The following is an 18,891-nucleotide window of genomic DNA, read 5'->3' on the forward strand; positions in this document are numbered from 1 at the left end:
CCGGTGCGTGTATTCGCGGGCCGTGTTGCCGTCGCGCGTGTAGATCGCCGTGCCGTTGCCGTATTCATGGGCGTTGACCAGGTCCAGCGCGGTGGCAAAATCGGGCACGCGCACGATGCACAGCACCGGGCCGAAGATCTCTTCCTTGTAGATGGTCATTTCTGGCGTGACATGATCGAACAGGCTGCCGCCGAGGAAGAAGCCGTTTTCATGGCCCGGCAGCACAAAGCCGCGCCCATCCGCCACCAGTTTTGCGCCTTCTTTTACGCCCGTGGCGATATAGCCGCTGATTTTATCCTTGTGCACTTGCGTGACCACCGGGCCCATTTCGGCCGCCAGATCCATGCCCTGGGTAATTTTGAGTTCGGCAATACGTGGCAGCAAGGCTTCGACCAACTGGTCGGCCACATTGCCGACCGCCACCACCACCGAAATGGCCATGCAGCGCTCGCCGGCCGAGCCGAAGGCGGCGCCCATCAAAGCATCCACCGTTTGTGGAATATCGGCGTCCGGCATCACCACCATATGATTTTTCGCGCCGCCCAGCGCCTGCACGCGTTTACCCTGCGCGCAGCCGGTGGCGTAGATATATTCGGCGATCGGCGTCGAACCGACAAAGCTGACGGCGCGCACATCGGGGTGGTTGAGCAGGCCATCGACGGCTTCCTTGTCGCCCTGCACGACATTGAACACGCCGTCGGGCAAGCCCGCTTCGGTGAGCAACTTCGCCAACAAGAGGCTGGCCGAGGGATCGCGCTCGGACGGTTTCAGCACGAACGTGTTGCCGCAGGCAATTGCCATCGGGAACATCCACATCGGCACCATCACCGGGAAATTGAATGGCGTAATGCCCACGCAGACACCCAGCGCCTGGCGGATCGACCAGGCGTCGATGCCGCCGGCCACTTGCTCGCTGTATTCGCCCTTCATCATTTGCGGGATGCCGCAGGCGAACTCGACCACTTCGATACCGCGCGTCACTTCGCCCTTGGCGTCGGTAAATACTTTGCCATGCTCGGCGGTAATCAAGGCCGCCAGTTCATCGGAGTGGGTTTCCAGTAGTTCCTTGAACTTGAACATCACGCGCGCGCGGCGCAGCGGCGAGGTTTGCGACCAGGCCGGAAACGCCGCATGGGCCGCGGCCACGGCCGCATTCAGTTCGCTGCTGGTGGCCAGCGCAACCTTGGCTGTCACCGCGCCGGTGGCCGGGTTAAATACATCGGACAAGCGCTCGGAACGCGAAGCCATGGCTTTGCCACCAATAAAGTGACCAATTGTCGGGGTTGTCATAGTGTCCTTGATTATTTTGTCATCAGCCATTCATGGGCCGGATCGTTTTTAAAATGCCAGACCCGTTTCGGGCCGGCCATCACATTCAGGTAGTAGCCGTCGTAGCCATACGGCACGGTGACCGGATGGTAACCACGCGGCACCATCACCACATCGTGGTTTTCCACCGCCAGCGCCTGGTCGATGCTGCGGTCGTCCGTATAGACTCGTTGAAACGCAAAACCCTGTTCGGGGTTGAGGCGGTGGTAATAGGTTTCTTCGAGCGAACTCTCCAGCGGGATATTGTCGTTATCGTGCTTGTGCGGCGGATAGCTCGACGAATGGCCCGAGGGCGTGACCACCTCGACCACCAGCAAGCCATCGGCGGCTTCCGTTTGCGGCAGGATATCGCACACATAGCGCGTGTTGGCGCCCTTGCCGCGCACCGAGCGCGTCATGGTATTCGGGTCGATCAGGCGGGCCTGGCGGTCGGTGGTGCCCGGCGCGCTGCACAGCGCCACTTCGGCGCCGGTGCTCGCAGTGACCGTGACCTGCATGCGGCGCGGTACATACACCGCTGCCGGCGCGCGGTCGTCGAACACGCTCTGGCGCGTACCAATATCGCGCCACACCTGGTCACCAGCCTGCACCGTGACTGTACCGGTCATCACCACCACGCACAGCTCGCGCTCACCGGTTTCCAGGCTGAGCTGTTCGCCCGCCGCCAGCCGGTGCGCGGCAAAGCCGACATGGGTCCAGCCGGCCGACTCTGGCGTGACTTCGACGATTTTTGGGCCAGCCTGCGCCTTGACCAGCAGGCTGTTCATGCGGCCTCCCGTTTCAAACGCGGAATCTCGTCGACCAGCTTGGCCAAATAATCATGACCCATCTTGGCATACTGATAGCTGGGGGCCACCGCCGGGTCCTGCTCGGCTTCCACCACCAGCCAGCCCTGATAGCCATGGCGATACAGGGCGGCCAGGATGCCTGGGAAATCGATGCTGCCGTCGCCGGGCACGCTGAAGGCGCCATTGATCACAGCCTGCAGGAAACTCCAGTGGCCATTCCTGGCCAGCTTGATCACGTTCGGGCGCACATCCTTGCAATGCACATGGCAGATACGATCGATATGCTTCGTTAACACTGTCAGGGCGTCGCCGCCGCCAAAGGTGATATGACCGGTGTCGAACAGCAAGCCGACTTCTTCACCGGTCAGCGCCATCAGCTGGTCGACATCGGCCGGCGACTCCACATACGCGCCCATATGGTGGTGGTAGGCCAGCCGCACGCCGTGCTCCAGCAGGTGTCTGGCAAACACGGTCAGCTTGTCGGCATAGTCCTGCCATTGTTGTTGCGACTGGAAGCGCGGCCGTTTATACAGCGGCCGCGCTTCGCCCTGGATCGCGTCGGCCACTTCGCCGTAGACCATGACGGTGGCGCCGCTTTCGGCCAGCAAGCGCAAATGCGATTGCACTGCTTCGATTTCCTCTTCGGCCGAACGGCTGGCCAGCCGGCCCGAATACCAGCCCGACACGCAGGCCAGGTCGTACTTTCCCAGCACGGCGCGCAGGGCGGACGATTCCTTGGGAAACTTGTTGCCCAGCTCAAAGCCCGCATAGCCGATTTCGGCGCCCTCTTTCAAGGCCGTTTCCAACGGCGTTTCACCACCCAGCGATGGCAGGTCGTCGTTCATCCACGAGATCGGATTGATGCCGATTTTTACATTCCATGTATTCATTTTGATTGTCCTTGGCGCTCAAGTTCATAACGGGCGCGTGCCGCTTGCACGCCGGGCTGGGTCGAAACCTCGGGCACGGCCACTTCCCACCAGCAGCCGCCCTCCTCGGTCGTGCGCGTATCGTCGGTATCGATGCAAATCAGATAGGTGCGGCTGGCGGCGCGGGCGCGTACCAGCGCGGCTTCCAGGCCGGCAATGCCGTCCACATGTTCGGACAAGGCACCAAGGGACTTCGCATGCAGCGCAAAATCGATGGCTGGTGCGCCCTCGCCTGCCTGCAGGCAATCGACCAGCATATTGTTGAACGGCGCATTGCCGCAGGCCTGCTGCAACCGGTTGATGCAGCCGTAGCCGCAGTTATCCAGGACCACGATAATCAGCTTTTTATCCAGCATGACCGAGGTGGCGATTTCCGAATTCATCATCAGATAACTGCCATCGCCGACCATCACGATCACATCAGCCTCGGGTTTCGCCATCTTCACGCCGAGGCCGCCGGCGATCTCATAGCCCATGCACGAGTAACCGTATTCCATATGGTAGCCACCGGGCGTGCTGGTGCGCCACAGCTTGTGCAGTTCGGCCGGCAAGGTGCCCGCCGCGCAGACAACGATATCGTTGCTGGCCGAGGTGGTTGATGAACGCTGCACGGCGCCGATCACTTCGCCGTCATACGGCAAGCCGGCCACCTCGCGTTTGCCGGTAATGGCAGCCACCGTTTCGCGCCAGCCGGCCGCTTCACGGCGCGCCAGTTCTTGCCATTCCGCGCTGCTGGTCCAGTCTGGCAACAAGGCCGACAGTCCTTGCAGGCCCAGGGTGGCATCGGCTTGCACGCCGAGACCACGGCGTTTGAGCGCATCGAAACTGTTGACGTTCAGGCTGACAAGTTCGGCCCTGGCAAACAACGAGTTCGAACCGGTCGTAAAGTCCTGCAGCCGCGTGCCCACAGCCAGTACCACATCGGCCTGGCTGGCCAGCGCATTGGCCGACGGTGCACCGGTGACGCCGATCGCGCCCAGTTGCAGCGGATGGTCCCACGGCAAGGAACTTTTACCGGCATGGGTTTCCGCCACGGGAATGCCATGGCGTTCGGCAAAGGCGCGCAAGGCTGCGCCAGCCTGGCCGTACAGCACGCCGCCACCGGCCACAATCAAGGGTTGCCTGGCCTTTTTCAGTACTTCCGCCGCTTCTTCCAGTTCGGAAGCTACCGGCGGGATGGCGCGGAAACGCACCACCCTCGGTGCAAAAAATTCTTCCGGATAGTCATACGCCATGGTCTGCACGTCCTGCGGCAGCGACAGGGTGACGGGGCCGCAAGCGGCCGGGTCGGTCAGGGCGGCGATGGCGCGCGGCAGGGCCGTCAGCAGCTGTTCCGGATAGATAATGCGGTCGAAATAACGCGACAGCGGCTTGAAGGCGTCGTTGACGGACACGCTGCCATCAACCGAGTCTTCCAGCTGCTGCAGCACCGGGTCCGGTGCGCGCGAGACAAACACGTCGCCTGGCAACAGCAGCACCGGCAGCCGGTTCACATGCGCCAGCGCTGCCGCCGTCAGCAAGTTTGTCGCGCCGGGACCGATCGAACTGGTGACGGCCATCATGCGCCGGCGCATATGGGCCTTGGCATACGCGATCGCCGCATGCGCCATCGCCTGTTCGTTATGGGCACGGTAAGTGGGAAAACTCTCGCGATACTGGTACAAGGCTTCGCCCAGGCCCGCCACATTGCCGTGGCCAAATATCGCAAACGCGCCGCCAAACAGCGGCTCGCCGCTCTCGACACGTAGTGCCGCCAGGTAACGTACCAGCGCCTGCGCCATGGTCAGTCGGATGGTCGCGCTCATGCCGCACGCTCCAGCTGGTTGCGGGTCTGTCGCCACAGCTTGATCAGTTGTTCGAAGTTGGCGCGTACCTGCGCGATCAGGGTGGCGTCATCGATCTGGCCGGCCAGCCAGCGGCGGCTCGGTTCCTGAAATATCGTGCGCCCGACCATAAAGCCGCGGCAGGTGGTGCTATGTCTTGCTTCCTCGAAGCTGGCGGCCAGCTCGGAAATCGGCGCGTTCAGGCCCAGCAGCACCACGCCACGGCAGTAGGGATCGCGCTCGTGGATCAGGGCGTCGATCATCTTCCACTGTCTGGCCGTCATGCTTTCCAGCTTCCACCATTCGGGATAGATGCCGAGGTTATACAAGCGCTTCACGGCGCGGTACACCGTATCGTCGTGCTGGGGCAGCGCCTTGGCGGGAATAATTTCCAGCAGCAATTCGTGGCCGGTGATCTGGGCCGCGTCGTACAGGCCCTTGATCTGCGCTTCCTGTTCCAGCCGGTTTTCCGGCGTATCGTCCGGGTGCAGTTGCACCAGGCATTTGATCACATGCTCTTTCGGCCACTGCACCAGGCGCGAGGACAAGGAGCGGCCCCAGTCGAACTGCAGCGGATTCGAGCCCGGCATTTCAACCGGACGGCCTATCCACCAGCCGCGCCCGGTGGCATCGTTCAGCGCATCGACGCCATAGCGGTCATCGATCAGCACGCCCGTGCCGCCTTGCAAGCCACGCGCCGCTTCCGTCTGCCCTACCGCCTGCACGAACAATTGCTTCAGCCTTGAAATGCGCGCCTCATCGGCCGCGCCCTGCTGGGCCAGTTCAAAGAATTGCGTGCGATGGTCAAACGCAAACACGCATACTTCATTCCATTGTTTGCGCGCCACCGTCGTGCGGTGCAAGCGCGCCAGGGTCGCATCCTGGTCGGGATGCGTCAGCTTGTCGGCGTTAGCCAGGAAATAATCGAGCTCGACCGTGGACGGCATGGCCGGCGCGCAGCCATGGCGCGATACCACCAGCGCGCCGCAGCCATTGGCGTAGCGGCAGCAGGTCTCGTAGTCTTCGCCGCGCAGCCAGCCTTTCAAAAAGCCCGACAAAAAGGCGTCGCCGGCACCGAGCACATTCAACACTTCCACGCGCACGCCCTGGTAGTTATAGGCAGCATCGAGACTGGCAGGGATCGCAGCGTCGATCACGGCCGAGCCCAGCGGCCCGCGCTTGACCACCAGCGTGGCGGAGCTGACCGCGCGCACGGCTTGCAGCGAGGCCACGATATCGGCACCACCGCCTGCAATCATGAACTCTTCTTCCGTACCAACGATCAAATCAAAACAAGGCAGAATCGCTTGCAGATGTTTTGTGACACCTTCGTTCGATACAAAGCGCGTCTCGCCATCGGCCTTGCCCGACAAGCCCCACAGCACCGGCCGGTAATCGATATCGAGCACCGTTCGCACATTGTTGGCGCGGGCCAGGGTCAACGCCTGCGAGCTGACGGCATGCATGGCGGCCGTCGAAAAGTGCGTGCCGGTAATCAGGAGCGCCTTGCTGCTGGCGATAAATGCTGCATCGACCGATGCCGCTTCGATCGCCATATCGGCGCAGTTCTCGCGGTAGAAAATCAGCGGAAAGGTATCCTTGTCCTTGATGCCCAGCATCACCAGCGCGGTGAGCCGGTCATGGTCGACGCCGACATGGCTGACGTCGCAGCCTTCGCGCGCCAAAGCGTCTGTCAGGAAGCGGCCCATATGGTCGTCGCCCACTTTCGACAGCATGGCCGATTTCAGGCCCAGGCGCGCCGTGCCGAAGGCGATATTGGCCGACGAGCCACCCAGGTATTTGGCAAAGCTGGTGGCGTCTTCCAGGGTGCTGCCGATCTGCTGCGCGTACAGATCCACCGCCAGGCGGCCCAGGCAGATCACGTCCAGCGCGCGGTGCTGCGCAAATTGCGTTGTATTGTTCATGGCATTCTTTCGTGATTACAGTTGCACGATGCGCTGTTCGCGCCACGACACGGTGGCCGCTTCAGCCAGCTCCAGCGCTTTCAGGCCGTCGTGGACGGTGGTGCGCAGTGGCGCGCCGTGGGCAAAGGCGTCGAAAAAGTGCGCCATTTCGCTGGCGTAGGCGGCGCGGTAGCGTTCCAGAAAGAAGTCTTCCGGACGGTCCACGCTGACGTTCACCGCGCCATAGGCGGTCACTTCGGTCGGCTTGTGGTTGCCCGCCTGCAGCATGCCCAGATTGCCCAGTACTTCGAAGCGCTGGTCGTAGCCATAGGCGGCGCGGCGCGTGGTATTGATCTGGCACAAGCGGCCTCGGGCGGTGCGGATCGTCACGGCCGTACAGTCGAGGTCGCCCGCTTCGGCAATCGCCGGGTCGACCAGGCAGCTGCCGGTGGCGTGCACGCTGACGGCTTCGTCGTCGAGTATCCAGCGGAAGATGTCGAAGTCATGGATCAGCATGTCCTTGAAGATGCCGCCCGAGACCTTGATATAGCTGACCGGCGGCGGCCCCGGATCGCGGCTGGTGACGATCAGCATTTCGGGCGTGCCGATCTCGCCCGCTGCAATGCGCGCCTTGACGGCGGCAAACGTGGGATCGTAGCGGCGCTGGAAGCCGATCATGCACAGCACACCGGCGTCGTTGACGGCAGCGGCCGCTGCGCGCGCCTGCGGCAAGGTCAGGTCGACCGGCTTTTCGCAAAAGATGGCCTTGCCGGCGGCGGCCGCGCGCACGATCAGGTCGGCGTGCGTGTCGGTGCTCGAGGCGATCAGCACGGCCTTGATTTCGGGGTCGGCCAATACCGCTTCAACGCTGGCCACGCTGGCGCCATGCAGGGCGGCCACTTCGGCGACCGCGCCCGCATGCACGTCGACCACGTATTTCAGGCGCACGCCGGGCTGGCGCACCAGATTGCCGGCGTGAATGCGGCCGATGCGACCGGCGCCGAACAATGCCACTTGTATCATTTCCATCTCCTGTTGTTTCTCAAAAAGTAAAGCACCCGCAATTGCACACGTGTGCAATTGCGGGCAAATGGTTAAAACAAATGAATCACGCCCAGCATCACGCCGCTCAGCCTGGCGCCCTTCCTGGTGGTGGCAAAGGCATTGCCGCCAAAGGTGTAGTTGGCGTTGCGGTCGTTATTGGTCTGCGTGTAATAGGCGTACACCGTGCTGCGCTTGGACAAGTAGTACTCGTAGCCCAGGGTTGCCTGCTTGGCGCCGCTGTCGTCGCCGCGCACCAGCGAGGTGGCCTTGACGGTGACGCTGGCGCCGTCCGGCGCGCTGCCCGACACATCGCCGGCCACGCCGAAGCGGCCGATAAAAGAGCCACCGCCGGCCTTGTAGGCGCCCGTGATGGTGAAGTAATCGCGCCGCAGGTCGCCGCTGGCGATGTCGTACACCATGCGGTTCCAGGCCACGCCCACGTCGCCGCCGCCAAAGTTGTAGTTGGCCACCGCACGGAACATTTTCTCGCTGTAGCCGGGACGCAGGTCGGTATGCTTTTCATAGCCAACCGCGCCTTTCACGGGGCCGTTGACGTACTGCACGATGCCCGAATAGATGCGGTCGCCATTGGGTGCTTCGTTTTCGCTGGCGCGGTAGATGGTGGCGCTGAAGCCTTGCATCACCGGCGTGCGGTAGCTGACGGCATTCGAGGCGCGGCGGTTGAAGCCTTCGCCACCGAGCTGCGAGATATTCGCGTCATCCTGAATGCCTTCGCCGACAAAGCGGTTGGTATAGCCGTTGATCTGGCGGATCGGCGTGGCGAAGCGGCCCAGCGCAATGCGGCCATAGGCCGGGTTTTCCAGGCCGACAAAGGTGTCCTTGCTGTTGATGGCGCCGGTGCCGTCGTCGAGCTTGGCATTGCCTTCGATCTGGAAAAACGCAGTATTGCCATTGCCCAGGTCTTCACGGCCACGAAAGCCGATCTTCGATGAATTGTCCGACACGCGCGACACCGATTCGCCATTCGGCGCGGTGGCCGAGCTCGACGTTTCGATCCGGTCCAGGCCGGCATGGATGCGGCCATAGACCACCACGCTCGATTCGGCAAAGACATAGCCTGGCACGGCCAGCAACAAGGCCGTGGCGATTTTGTTCAACTGCATGGTGTTGTTTTTCATCCTGTTTTTCATCCCGTCTCCTGCTTGTTTTTTATAGGTATGGATTACTCATGATGGTGCACCTGCCTGCGCCCGCCGCCGGACGCCGTCCTCTCCTTGCAATGAATGAATTTTCAGCAGCGCGGCAGCGCCAGAGCGGCCACCAGCGGATACAGGCTCGGTCCCGCCACCAGGATGGGGTTGCCTTTCTCCAGGCCGTTATTGGCCAGGAAATCATTGCAGCGTCCGCCCGCCTCGTTGACCAGCACGATGCCCGCCAGGCAATCCCAGGAATTGATATGCGGCTCGAAGTAGCCGATCAATCGCCCGGCCGCCACATAGGCGATCATCAGCGCGCCGGAACCGTTGCGGATGAACATGCCACCGGCTTCGAGCACATCGTGCAGGAAGGGCAAGAAGGTATCGGTGCCGACCCTGTGCGAAAAGCCCACGCCCAGCACGCCGCCTTGCAGGCTGGCGACATCGTTGACCTGCAGGCGGACCTCGCCGACATACGCGCCCTGCCCCCGGCAGGCGTGGAACAGCTCACCTGAATTCGGGTCAAACACGGCGCCGATGGCCGGCTGGCCGTCGACCAGGACGCCGATCGACACGCACCAGGCCAGCATGCCGTTGACGAAACAGGCGGTGCCGTCGATCGGGTCGATCACCCACACGCAGCGCGCACCTGACGCGCCGCCGCCGCGCTCCTCGCCAACCACCGCGTCATCGGGAAAGCGCGCACTGATTTTTTCGCGCAGGAAATCTTCCACCATGCGGTCGGCAATGCTGACCATGTCCTGCAGGCCTTTTTCCTCGATCACCAGTTCCGTGCGCCGCTGGAACATGCCGACGGCAATCTCGCCGGCCTGGGCGATGATCTGCCGCACATAGGCGTAGCGTTCCAGGGTGGCGGCATCCGTTGTTGCCGCGATCACCGCTGCCTGTGTCATATCTGTCATGCTTGTCCTCCAATAATGGCTGCGCCATGTTCGTGTACGGTCATGGCGACCGATGTGCCTTGCGTGAAAACCTGGCTCAGGTCGTGCGAGACGGCAAACAGTTCACCGACCGGCGTCTCGAGCGTGTATTGCATTTCGCGTCCCAGGTAGGTGGCGCGCTTGACGCGCACCACCATCGCGCTGTCGGGCAAGGCTGGCGACAGCAAAATCGCTTCCGGGCGCACGGCAAAGCTCGCTTCACCGCTGCGCTGCGTGCGGCAAGGCAGACGCAGCCGCAGCTTGCCCATGGCGCAGACGGCCTTGCCGTCGGCAACCGATTCGATCACGCCGTCGACGATATTCGCGTTGCAAATGAAGTCGGCCACGAACTTGTCGGCCGGCGACTCGAACAGCTCGTGCGGCGTGCCCTTTTGCGCAATCACCTGGCGGTTCATGACGATGATCTGGTCGGAGATGGCCAAGGCCTCTTCCTGGTCATGCGTGACGTACACCGCAGTGAGCCCCAGCTTGACCTGGATATCGCGGATCTCGTCGCGCACGCGGCGGCGCAGCTTGGTGTCGAGGTTGGACAGCGGCTCGTCGAGCAGCAGCACCTTGGGCTGCAGCACCAGCGAACGGGCCACGGCCACGCGCTGCTGCTGGCCACCCGACAACTCGTTAGGGAAGCGCGCGGAAAAATCGGCCAGGCCCACCAGGCGCAGGCTTTCATGCGCCCGTTCATGGGCGCGTGGCTTGCTTTCGCCTGCCACCAGCAGGCCGTAGGACACGTTGTCGAGCACGGTCATATGCGGGAACAAGGCATACGACTGGAATACCATGCTGACGTCGCGTTCGGCCGCCGATGTCAAGGTGACGTCTTCCCCGGCCAGCAGGATGCGCCCATCGCTGACGCGCTCGAGGCCGGCGATCAGGCGCAGGGTCGAGGTCTTGCCGCAGCCGCTGGGCCCCAGCAAGGTGACCATGGTGCGCGGCGCGATGGTGAAGGAAACATTGTTGACGGCAAGCGCCTTGCCGTAGCGCTTGGTAACGCCGTCAAATTCCAGCGCGGACAGGGCCGTTTCTTGGGTAGTGAAGTGGTTCATGCGTAGCTCTTTTCCAGGTGGGGCACGGCGGCAGGGACGGCTTTTTCGGCGCTGACGCGGCGAAGGCGGCGATTGCCGACCAGCAGATGTATCAATTGGATGCACAGCAGGATGACGACGATCAGCACCGTGGCGTAGGCAATCGCCGTACCGTAGTTGCCGTTCGACACCAGGCCGATAATGTAGGAAGTGGCCATGTCGTAATCGGCGCTGACCAGGAACACCACGGCCGAGATCGACGTGATCGAGCGCACGAAACCGTACACCAGGGCCGAGGCAATCGCCGGTCGCAGCAGCGGCAGGATGACCTTGCGCATGGTGGTCCAGCTGCTGGCGCCCAGGGTGATCGACGCTTCGTCCAGGCTGCCGTCAAGCTGGCGCATGGCGGCAATCCCGGTGCGCAAGCCCATCGGCATATTGCGGAACACAAAGCACAGGATCAGGATGGTGGCCGTGCCCGTCAGTTCGATTGGCGCCGAGTTGAAGGCAAGAATGTAGCTGATGCCGATCACGGTGCCGGGAATCGCAAAGCTGAGCATGGTGCCGAACTCGAACGCGCTTTTCAGGGCAAATTGCTGGCGCACCAGCAGCCAGGCCGACAGGATGCCGACAAAGGCCGTCAGCGGCGCGGCAATCGCCGAGATGGTCAGCGTGGTAAACAGCGACGGCCAGGCCTGGCCCGTCCATTGCCAGCCGGCGCTGCCCGAGCTGATGCCGAAGGCGTCGATATAGTGGCGCAGGGTAAAGGCATTGTCCTGGCCCCAGTTGTTGACAAAGCCGCCGGCCACCACCGTGCCATACACCAGTGCCGTGAAAGCAAACCATGGCAGCGCGATGGTCCACAAGGTGGTTTTCAGGCGCGGGTTGAGCGAGGCGTGGCCGCCATGGTCGGCCTTGCCCGTCACCGTTACATAGGATTTCTTGCCCAGCCACAGGTTCTGGATAAAAAACGCGCCGACGGCAAAGGTCAGCAGCACGATGGCCAAAGTCGCGGCGCGGCCCTGATCGTTCGAGGCACCCACCACGGAAAAGAAGATTTCCGTCGACAGCACGTGGAAGTTACCGCCCAACACCATCGGATTGCCAAAGTCGGCCATGCTTTCAATAAAGCACAGCAAAAAGGCGTTGGCGATGCCGGGGCGCATCAGCGGCAGCGACACTTTCACGAAGGTCTGCCAGCTGCTCGCGCCCAGGGTGCCCGACGCTTCTTCCAGCGACGGGCTGACGCCTTCGACCACGCCGATCAGCGTCATGAAGGCGATCGGCGCAAAGGCCAGCATCTGCGACAGCCACACGCCGGTCATGCCGTATAGCCAGCGGCTTTGCTCGATGCCGAACAGGTCGCCGACCAGGCCGGTGACGGCGCCGTTGCGGCCGAACAGCAAAATCAGCGCCAGGCCCAGCACGAACGGCGGCGTAACGATGGGCAGGATGGTAATCGCGCGCATCGGGCGCACCCAGCGGCCATTGGTGCGCGTTACCAGCAACGCAAACACCAGGCCCAGGAAGGTGGCCGAGACGCCCGTCAGCAAGGCCAGCGCCAGCGTATTCCAGGCCACGCCGCAGCGGCCCGGGCCGGCCACGCAATTGAGGCTCCAGATGCCGGGGTCGACCAGGCGCTGCAGCATGGCGGCGGCGCCGGTGCCGCCATCATCCATCGGCTGGCCGGCGCTGACCAGGATCAGGGCCACCGGGAACAGCACGAACAGCGAGATCAAACAAATGATCAGGCCAATCGCGCCGGCCACGAAGGCGTCGCCGCGGCATACGCCACAGGCGGCGGCGCCGGAGGTGAGCAAAAACAGCAGGCACAGCGCCAGCAGCAGCGCGCCAAAACCCAGGCCGGTGGCAGCGGCCAGCGGCCCCCAGCCCAGCCATGCCAGCCACAGCAGGCCGGCGCCGCCAATCGCGATCTGCGCCAGGCCCAGGGTTTTGCGGTGCACCTTGCCGGCCACCAGCGCGGCGCTGGCCGCCAGCAGGGCAAAGAACACGCCCAGCGGCCAGGCGCCGAAGGACAGCAGTTGCAGCACGGCCGGTGCGCCGTGCTGCGTGAAGAACTGGCCGTCGCGCAGCCACTCGCCGGCAAACAGGCCCGCTTCCTGCTGATGCCAGGGCAACAGGCACAGCGCTGCCAGGGCGGCCAGCAGCCAGCCGTAAAATATCTTTTTCATGAGGTTTCTATCCAGCTAAATTGGCCCGCCGGCATGGTGAGGCATGCGGCATGCTGGCGGGCGCGGTACGATGACAGTGCCTTAATTTCCGGCGGAGTAGATCTGCGTGGTCCAGCGTTGCAGCAAACGCTTGCGCGTATCGGACGCGCCATACTTGGCGAAGTCGTAGTTGATGGTCTTGATGTTTTCCAGGCGTGGCGAAGCGGCCGGAATGGTGGCGGCGGTATTCGATGGAATCTGGAACGCCAGCGCCTTGACCGCTTCGCTTTGCACATCGGCACGCAGGGCGAATTCATAGAATTTTTTCGCCTGGTCCATGTTTTTCGCGCCCTTGACGATGCTCATCGAGCCGATCTCGTAGCCCGTGCCTTCGCAAGGCGGCAGGATTTTTACCGGAAAGCCGGCCACGGTCAGCTTCATCAGGTCGTGCATGAAACCGATCGCGATGCCGGCCTCGCCGCGCCCCACGTCTTCGCCCGGCGCCACGCCAGCATTCGGATACTTGCTGACGTTCTGGCCCATTTTCGCCAGGAAATCGAACGCCTCTTCTTCGCCGAGCAGCTGCACCACGGTGGCCAGCGCGTTATAGGCGGCGCCCGAGGAGTTCGGATTGGCCATCTCGATTTCGCCCTTGTAGGCGGGCTTGACCAGGTCTTTCCAGCACTGCGGCGCCGGCAGGTTTTTCTTTTTCAATACCGTTTCGTTATAAGCCAGCCCGAGGATGCCGATGTAAATGCCGACCGTGCGGTATTTGGCCGTTTCGGCCTGCTTGACGGCCCACGGCTGCAGTTTGGGCAAGGTGGGCGACTTGTATTCTTCCGTATAGCCTTCGGCGGCGGCCTGCAGGTGCGGGTCGCCGGTGCCGCCCCACCAGACATCGGACTTTGGATTCGAGGCTTCGGCGCGGATCTTGGCATAGGCTTCGCCGGCGCTTTTCCTGATCATCGACACCTTGATTTTCGTTTCCGCTTCGAAGCGGCTCTTCATCAGCTGGCACCATTCCATATCGGCCGAGCACAGCACGGACAGGCGTTCCTCGGCGGCCATGGCGGTCATCGGCAAGGCCAGGCTGATGGCTATTGCAATATTGCGTATCTTCATCGTCTCACTCCGTTGTTGTTATCGTTGTACTGCTGACCGTACCGCTATGCTGCGGTATCGCTGTCACGGGAATGTGCTGTTTTCATCGCTTGCACTGCATTGCACACGTGTGCACACCTTAACACCAGCCGTTTTTGACTGTCAACAAGAATCTGGGAAGGTGTGCGGCGTGGTGTTTTACCGACAAAAAAGCCGCCAGCTTTGCAGCTGGCGGCTCGGTGGATCAGGCGCAGATCAGGGCAGGCTTATTCCCACGCTTCCTTGCCCGGACGAGGTTTGCCCACCATCAGCAAAGCGCCCAGGGTCAGCACGGCCGCCAGGCTCAGGTAGTAGCCCACATACTGCAAGCCGTAGTTGGTGCCCAGCCAGGTGGCGATATACGGCGCCAGCGAGGCGCCCAGGATGCCGGCCAGGTTGAACGTCAGCGAGGCGCCCGTGTAGCGCACTTCCGGCGGGAACAGTTCGGCCAGCATGGTGCCCAGCGGACCGTAGGTCATGCCCATCAGGCCCAGGCCGACGGCCATGAACAAGGTCACTTCCCAGGTCACGCCCGAACCGAACATGGGCGCGAGCACCAGGCCAAAGACGGCGATGGCGACCGAGACCCAGATCAGAGTCGCGCGGCGGCCGCGGCGGTCGGCCAGGATGGCCGAAAACGGGATTGTCAGCGCGAAGAACAGTACGGCGAAGAGTTGCACGATCAAGAATTCCTTGCGCGTGAAGCCCAGCTTGGTGGTACCCCAGCTCAGTGCGAACACTGTCATCAGGTAGAACAGCACGAAGGTGGCCAGCGCCACGATGGTGCCCAGGAACAGCATGCGGCCATGCTGGCGGAACACGGTGGCCACCGGCAGTTTGACGCGCTCGTTCTTGTCGAGCACTTTCTGGAAGTCCGGCGTTTCGGTGATCTTCAGGCGCACATACAGGCCGACGATGACCAGCAGTGCGCTGGCCAGGAAGGGAATGCGCCAGCCAAAGCTGAAGAACTGCTCTTCGGTCAGGGTTTCATTCAACAGCAGGAAGATGCCGCCCGACAGGAAAAAGCCGATCGGTGCGCCCAGTTGCGGGAACATGCCGTACCAGGCGCGCTTGCCCGGTGGCGCGTTTTCGGTGGCCAGCAGCACCGCACCGCCCCATTCGCCACCGAGGCCCAGGCCCTGGCCAAAACGGCACAGCGCCAGCAGCAACGGCGCCATGGTGCCGATCGCGGCGTAGGTTGGCAGCAGGCCAATGACGACGGTGGAAATACCCATCGTCAGCAGGGCCGCCACCAGGGTGGCCTTGCGGCCGATGCGGTCACCATAGTGGCCGAACACGGCCGAACCGATAGGACGCGCGAAAAAGGCGATGGCGAAGGTGGCCAGCGACTGCAGCACGGCGGCCGACGGGTCGCCGGCCGGGAAAAACAGTTTCGGGAACACCAGCACGGCGGCGGTGGCGTAGATATAGAAGTCAAAAAACTCGATGGTAGTGCCGATCAGGCTGGCGAACAGCACTGTGCGCGGTGAATTCTTCTTTGGTGCATTACTCATGTACTGCGCTCCTTGTGGAGGGTGTCTAAAGGCCATTCTCTGGATGTTTGTTCAGGCAGCAGCACGGCGCGTTGTCTCGACGCGTCGCTGGCATATCATAGCCGCGACATTGCGTATTTGCTGCGCATTTGCTAATAAATATGCAAACAAAAAACAACGGTTTTCATTGCCGTAGCGAACTGTCGGCAACGCGCGTCAACGCGCCGTGATAGTGACTGATCAGAGTAACAACGGTCGTGCGCCAGCCGGTTATCCGGGGCACGGCAGGAAGGGCGTCAGGGGATGAGGACGTGTGTCATCGCCCGGCGATTGCCAGGCATTTCCGTACCAGACCTGCGCGTGGCATCGCGGCATCGGTCATTTGTGGTGAATCCTTGCCTGCGGCCGCTCGCGGTGGAGCCAGCCGTGATGATCGCGCCAGCATCTTTTGAGGGATGCGGTTGATCTTGCTGTATGGTTTCATGATACGCGCAGTGATGCACCGCGGCAAGAAAGTTGTGCTGGCTTACACGTCAATCAGCGCCAGCGCCTGGCTGATCTCGCGGCTGTCGAGCGGGCGCACCAGGCGCGACACTTCCTGGCCATCCTTTAAAAAAACCAGGGTAGGCCACAGCTTGACCCGGAACGAGCGGCCCAGCGGGCGGCCGCTGCCGTCTTCGACGCGCAGGTGCGGCACGGCCGGATACTGTTCCAAGGCGGCCGCCAGCGGCGCATCGGTGGCGCGGCAGTGGCCGCACCAGCCGGTGCCAAATTCCAGTACGGTGGCGCCCGGCAAGGCGTCGATCTCGGCGCGCGTGGGCTGGGCCACGGCATAGGTTTTGCTCATCATCGCTGTCTCCTTGAAAAAATCCCGCACGATGACTATGCACCATGCGGGCCGGCGGTGCTGTGCGGCAGGCCGCTTTTACACCACCTTGAGGCGCAGTTCGCCCAGGCCCGTGATGGTGCCCACCAGTTCGTCACCGCGCTGCACCGCCGCCACGCCGGCCGGCGTGCCGGTGTAGATCAGGTCGCCCGGCTGCAAGGTGAAGTATGTCGACAGGTCGGCGATGGTTTCAGCCACGTTCCAGATCAGTTTGTCGATGGTACTGTTTTGCCGCACGGCGCCGTTCACGTGCAAGGTGATGGCGGCATTGCCGATCTCGCCGGCCTGGGCGGCTGGCGTGATGGCGCCGATCGGCGCCGACTGTTCAAAGGCCTTGCCCGTATCCCACGGACGGCCCAGTTTTTTTGCCGCACCCTGCACGTCGCGGCGCGTCATGTCGAGACCGATCGCATAGCCCCACACGTGTTCCAGCGCGTCTTGCACGGCAATCTCGCTGCCGCCCTTGCCGATCGCCACCACCAGTTCCATCTCGTGCTGGAAATCTTCGGTCTGCGCCGGATACGCCAGCTCGCCGGTGGCGCCGCTGGCAACCGGCAATACCGCATCGGCCGGTTTCATGAAAAAGAATGGCGCCTCGCGGCCCGTGTGGCCCATTTCCTGGGCGTGATCGACATAGTTGCGGCCCACGCAATAGATGCGGTGGACGGGGAACAGGGCCTCTTGACCGGCGACGGGCACGGCGGCCTGCACCGGTGCGGCGAAAACATACGACATGGTCTCTCCTGGAAGTGGGTAAAAAAATGGCAGCCATCACGCTGCCATTTCCTGAATGCTTATTCTACGACCTTTGCCGCCTTATTTCAGCAGGCCCGAACGGCTAGGGTCCGGCATGCGGATGGCAACGATGAACGAGATCAGGCACATGATGGTCACGTACCAGTAGAAATACTCTTCCACGTGCCAGGCCTTGAACTGCAGCGCCACGTATTCGGCCGAGCCGCCGAACATGGCGTTGGCGACCGCGTACGACAGGCCCACGCCCAGCGCGCGCACTTCGACCGGGAACATCTCGGCCTTGATCAGGCCGCTGATCGAGGTATAGAAGCTGATGATGGCCAGCGCGATGATGATCAGGCCGAACGCCGCGTACGGGCTGGCGATGTCTTTCAGCGCATGCATGATCGGCAGCACGCACAAGGTGGCCAGGCCGCCGAAGAACAGCATCGAGGTACGGCGGCCGATGCGGTCCGACAGGGCGCCGAACACTGGCTGCAGGATCATGTAGACCAGCAGGGCGCAGGTCATCACGGCGCTGGCCGTCTTGGTGTCCATGCCGGCCGTATTGACCAGGTATTTCTGCATGTAGGTGGTAAAGGTGTAGAACACCAGCGAGCCGCCGGCCGTAAAGCCCAGCACGGTGATAAACGCGCGCTTGTGCTTGAGCAGGCCGCGCAGGCTGCCCGCGTCCTTGTCCTTGCGCTCGCTGGCGGTGGTGGTTTCGGTCAACGATTTACGCAGGTTCAGCGACACCAGTGCCGCCAGCGCGCCGAACACGAACGGGATGCGCCAGCCCCAGGCACGCAGTTCTTCCAGGGTCAGCAATTGCTGCAATACCACCAGCACCAGCAGCGCCAGCAACTGGCCGCCGATCAGCGTTACATACTGGAACGAGGCGAAAAAGCCGCGCTTGCCCGATTCCGACACTTCGCTCATGTAGGTGGCGCTGGTGCCGTATTCGCCGCCCACCGACAGGCCCTGGAACAGGCGCGCCAGCAGCAGCAGGAACGGCGCGAAGGCGCCGATGGTGTCATAGGTGGGCATGACGGCGATCATCAGCGAGCCGCCGCACATCATCAGCACGGAAATCATCATCGACTGGCGGCGGCCGTATTTGTCGGCGATGCGGCCGAACAGCCAGCCGCCGACCGGGCGCATCAGGAAGCCGGCGGCAAAGATGCCGGCCGTTTGCAGCAGCTGCGTGGTGGGGTTGCCGGAAGGGAAAAAGGCGTGCGAGAAATACAGGGCACAGAAGGAATAAATATAGAAGTCGAACCATTCCACCAGGTTGCCGGATGAGGCGCCGATGATGGCCTTGATGCGCTGCTTTGAAGTCAGCTGCGCAACGTCTTGCGGTGTGTCATGTGTCATATGAGTCTTCTTGTTCGTGTAAAAAAACCAGCGCCAGCCCGGGTTTTCGGGGCTGGCTTGTCATCATACGCGCTGAAAACGCGCTGTGCAGCGCACTGGCATACGCATAAATACGTACTGCTGGCAATCCGCCA

At 62.5% G+C, this 18,891-nt stretch carries 15 protein-coding genes; all 15 read right to left on the bottom strand.

Annotated elements, in window-relative coordinates:
• A partial coding sequence (locus tag AC0Z42_RS08755) for a CoA-acylating methylmalonate-semialdehyde dehydrogenase (RefSeq protein ID WP_485467839.1) occupies nucleotides 1–1,290 on the bottom strand: 1,290 nt, incomplete at its 3' end.
• A gap of 11 nt (nucleotides 1,291–1,301) precedes the next feature.
• A complete protein-coding gene (gene iolB, locus AC0Z42_RS08760) occupies nucleotides 1,302–2,096 on the bottom strand; it encodes a 5-deoxy-glucuronate isomerase (RefSeq protein ID WP_485467840.1) in 795 nt (264 codons plus the stop codon).
• Nucleotides 2,093–3,007 carry a myo-inosose-2 dehydratase gene (gene iolE, locus AC0Z42_RS08765; protein WP_485467841.1) on the bottom strand — a complete coding sequence of 305 codons (915 nt, stop codon included), beginning with the start codon at nucleotides 3,005–3,007 and terminating at the stop codon, nucleotides 2,093–2,095. Before iolE ends, iolB begins: the two co-directional genes overlap by 4 nt.
• A complete protein-coding gene (iolD, locus tag AC0Z42_RS08770) occupies nucleotides 3,004–4,851 on the bottom strand; it encodes a 3D-(3,5/4)-trihydroxycyclohexane-1,2-dione acylhydrolase (decyclizing) (RefSeq protein WP_485467842.1) in 1,848 nt (615 codons plus the stop codon). Before iolD ends, iolE begins: the two co-directional genes overlap by 4 nt.
• Nucleotides 4,848–6,794, bottom strand: coding sequence for a bifunctional 5-dehydro-2-deoxygluconokinase/5-dehydro-2-deoxyphosphogluconate aldolase (locus AC0Z42_RS08775; protein ID WP_485467843.1), 1,947 nt, complete (start codon nucleotides 6,792–6,794; stop codon nucleotides 4,848–4,850). The genes iolD and AC0Z42_RS08775 overlap by 4 nt, the downstream gene beginning before the upstream one ends.
• Nucleotides 6,795–6,809: 15 nt before the next feature.
• Nucleotides 6,810–7,796, bottom strand: a complete 987-nt coding sequence (gene iolG, locus AC0Z42_RS08780; protein WP_485467844.1) for an inositol 2-dehydrogenase — start codon at nucleotides 7,794–7,796, stop codon at nucleotides 6,810–6,812.
• Nucleotides 7,797–7,867: 71 nt separating this feature from the next.
• Nucleotides 7,868–8,968 (bottom strand): porin, encoded by a 1,101-nt coding sequence (locus AC0Z42_RS08785; RefSeq protein ID WP_485467845.1) that lies wholly within the window; start codon nucleotides 8,966–8,968, stop codon nucleotides 7,868–7,870.
• A gap of 101 nt (nucleotides 8,969–9,069) precedes the next feature.
• On the bottom strand, nucleotides 9,070–9,897 hold the full coding sequence (locus AC0Z42_RS08790; protein ID WP_485467846.1) for an inositol monophosphatase family protein: 828 nt from the start codon (nucleotides 9,895–9,897) through the stop codon (nucleotides 9,070–9,072).
• Nucleotides 9,894–10,979 carry an ABC transporter ATP-binding protein gene (locus AC0Z42_RS08795; RefSeq protein WP_485467847.1) on the bottom strand — a complete coding sequence of 362 codons (1,086 nt, stop codon included), beginning with the start codon at nucleotides 10,977–10,979 and terminating at the stop codon, nucleotides 9,894–9,896. The genes AC0Z42_RS08790 and AC0Z42_RS08795 overlap by 4 nt, the downstream gene beginning before the upstream one ends.
• The gene (locus tag AC0Z42_RS08800; protein ID WP_485467848.1) at nucleotides 10,976–13,150 is read right to left on the bottom strand and encodes an ABC transporter permease; all 2,175 of its coding nucleotides are present in this window, start codon (nucleotides 13,148–13,150) and stop codon (nucleotides 10,976–10,978) included. Before AC0Z42_RS08800 ends, AC0Z42_RS08795 begins: the two co-directional genes overlap by 4 nt.
• Before the next feature lie 81 nt (nucleotides 13,151–13,231).
• Nucleotides 13,232–14,251: an ABC transporter substrate-binding protein gene (locus tag AC0Z42_RS08805; RefSeq protein WP_485467849.1), complete on the bottom strand. Its 1,020-nt coding sequence runs from the start codon at nucleotides 14,249–14,251 to the stop codon at nucleotides 13,232–13,234.
• Between the two features lie 245 nt (nucleotides 14,252–14,496).
• The gene (locus tag AC0Z42_RS08810) at nucleotides 14,497–15,783 is read right to left on the bottom strand and encodes an MFS transporter (RefSeq protein WP_485467850.1); all 1,287 of its coding nucleotides are present in this window, start codon (nucleotides 15,781–15,783) and stop codon (nucleotides 14,497–14,499) included.
• 505 nt (nucleotides 15,784–16,288) lie between these two features.
• Entirely contained in the window at nucleotides 16,289–16,609 is a 321-nt protein-coding gene (locus tag AC0Z42_RS08815) for a thioredoxin family protein (RefSeq protein ID WP_485468165.1), read from the bottom strand.
• A 78-nt stretch (nucleotides 16,610–16,687) separates the two neighbouring features.
• Nucleotides 16,688–17,383: a fumarylacetoacetate hydrolase family protein gene (locus tag AC0Z42_RS08820; protein ID WP_485467851.1), complete on the bottom strand. Its 696-nt coding sequence runs from the start codon at nucleotides 17,381–17,383 to the stop codon at nucleotides 16,688–16,690.
• Between the two features lie 81 nt (nucleotides 17,384–17,464).
• Nucleotides 17,465–18,757, bottom strand: a complete 1,293-nt coding sequence (locus AC0Z42_RS08825; protein WP_485467852.1) for an MFS family transporter — start codon at nucleotides 18,755–18,757, stop codon at nucleotides 17,465–17,467.
• Between the last annotated feature and the right edge of the window lie 134 nt (nucleotides 18,758–18,891).

It is taken from the genome of Janthinobacterium sp. 1L-D-8-B-C4 (genome assembly GCF_057291295.1).

Excerpts from the sequence above, each read along its gene's own strand:
- iolB (WP_485467840.1), bottom strand. The coding sequence starts at position 2,096 with ATGAACAGCCTGCTGGTCAAGGCGCAGGCTGGCCCAAAAATCGTCGAA.
- iolE (WP_485467841.1), bottom strand. The coding sequence starts at position 3,007 with ATGAATACATGGAATGTAAAAATCGGCATCAATCCGATCTCGTGGATG.
- iolD (WP_485467842.1), bottom strand. The coding sequence starts at position 4,851 with ATGAGCGCGACCATCCGACTGACCATGGCGCAGGCGCTGGTACGTTAC.
- AC0Z42_RS08775 (WP_485467843.1), bottom strand. The coding sequence starts at position 6,794 with ATGAACAATACAACGCAATTTGCGCAGCACCGCGCGCTGGACGTGATC.
- iolG (WP_485467844.1), bottom strand. The coding sequence starts at position 7,796 with ATGATACAAGTGGCATTGTTCGGCGCCGGTCGCATCGGCCGCATTCAC.
- AC0Z42_RS08785 (WP_485467845.1), bottom strand. The coding sequence starts at position 8,968 with ATGAAAAACAGGATGAAAAACAACACCATGCAGTTGAACAAAATCGCC.
- AC0Z42_RS08790 (WP_485467846.1), bottom strand. The coding sequence starts at position 9,897 with ATGACAGATATGACACAGGCAGCGGTGATCGCGGCAACAACGGATGCC.
- AC0Z42_RS08795 (WP_485467847.1), bottom strand. The coding sequence starts at position 10,979 with ATGAACCACTTCACTACCCAAGAAACGGCCCTGTCCGCGCTGGAATTT.
- AC0Z42_RS08800 (WP_485467848.1), bottom strand. The coding sequence starts at position 13,150 with ATGAAAAAGATATTTTACGGCTGGCTGCTGGCCGCCCTGGCAGCGCTG.
- AC0Z42_RS08805 (WP_485467849.1), bottom strand. The coding sequence starts at position 14,251 with ATGAAGATACGCAATATTGCAATAGCCATCAGCCTGGCCTTGCCGATG.
- AC0Z42_RS08810 (WP_485467850.1), bottom strand. The coding sequence starts at position 15,783 with ATGAGTAATGCACCAAAGAAGAATTCACCGCGCACAGTGCTGTTCGCC.
- AC0Z42_RS08815 (WP_485468165.1), bottom strand. The coding sequence starts at position 16,609 with ATGAGCAAAACCTATGCCGTGGCCCAGCCCACGCGCGCCGAGATCGAC.
- AC0Z42_RS08820 (WP_485467851.1), bottom strand. The coding sequence starts at position 17,383 with ATGTCGTATGTTTTCGCCGCACCGGTGCAGGCCGCCGTGCCCGTCGCC.
- AC0Z42_RS08825 (WP_485467852.1), bottom strand. The coding sequence starts at position 18,757 with ATGACACATGACACACCGCAAGACGTTGCGCAGCTGACTTCAAAGCAG.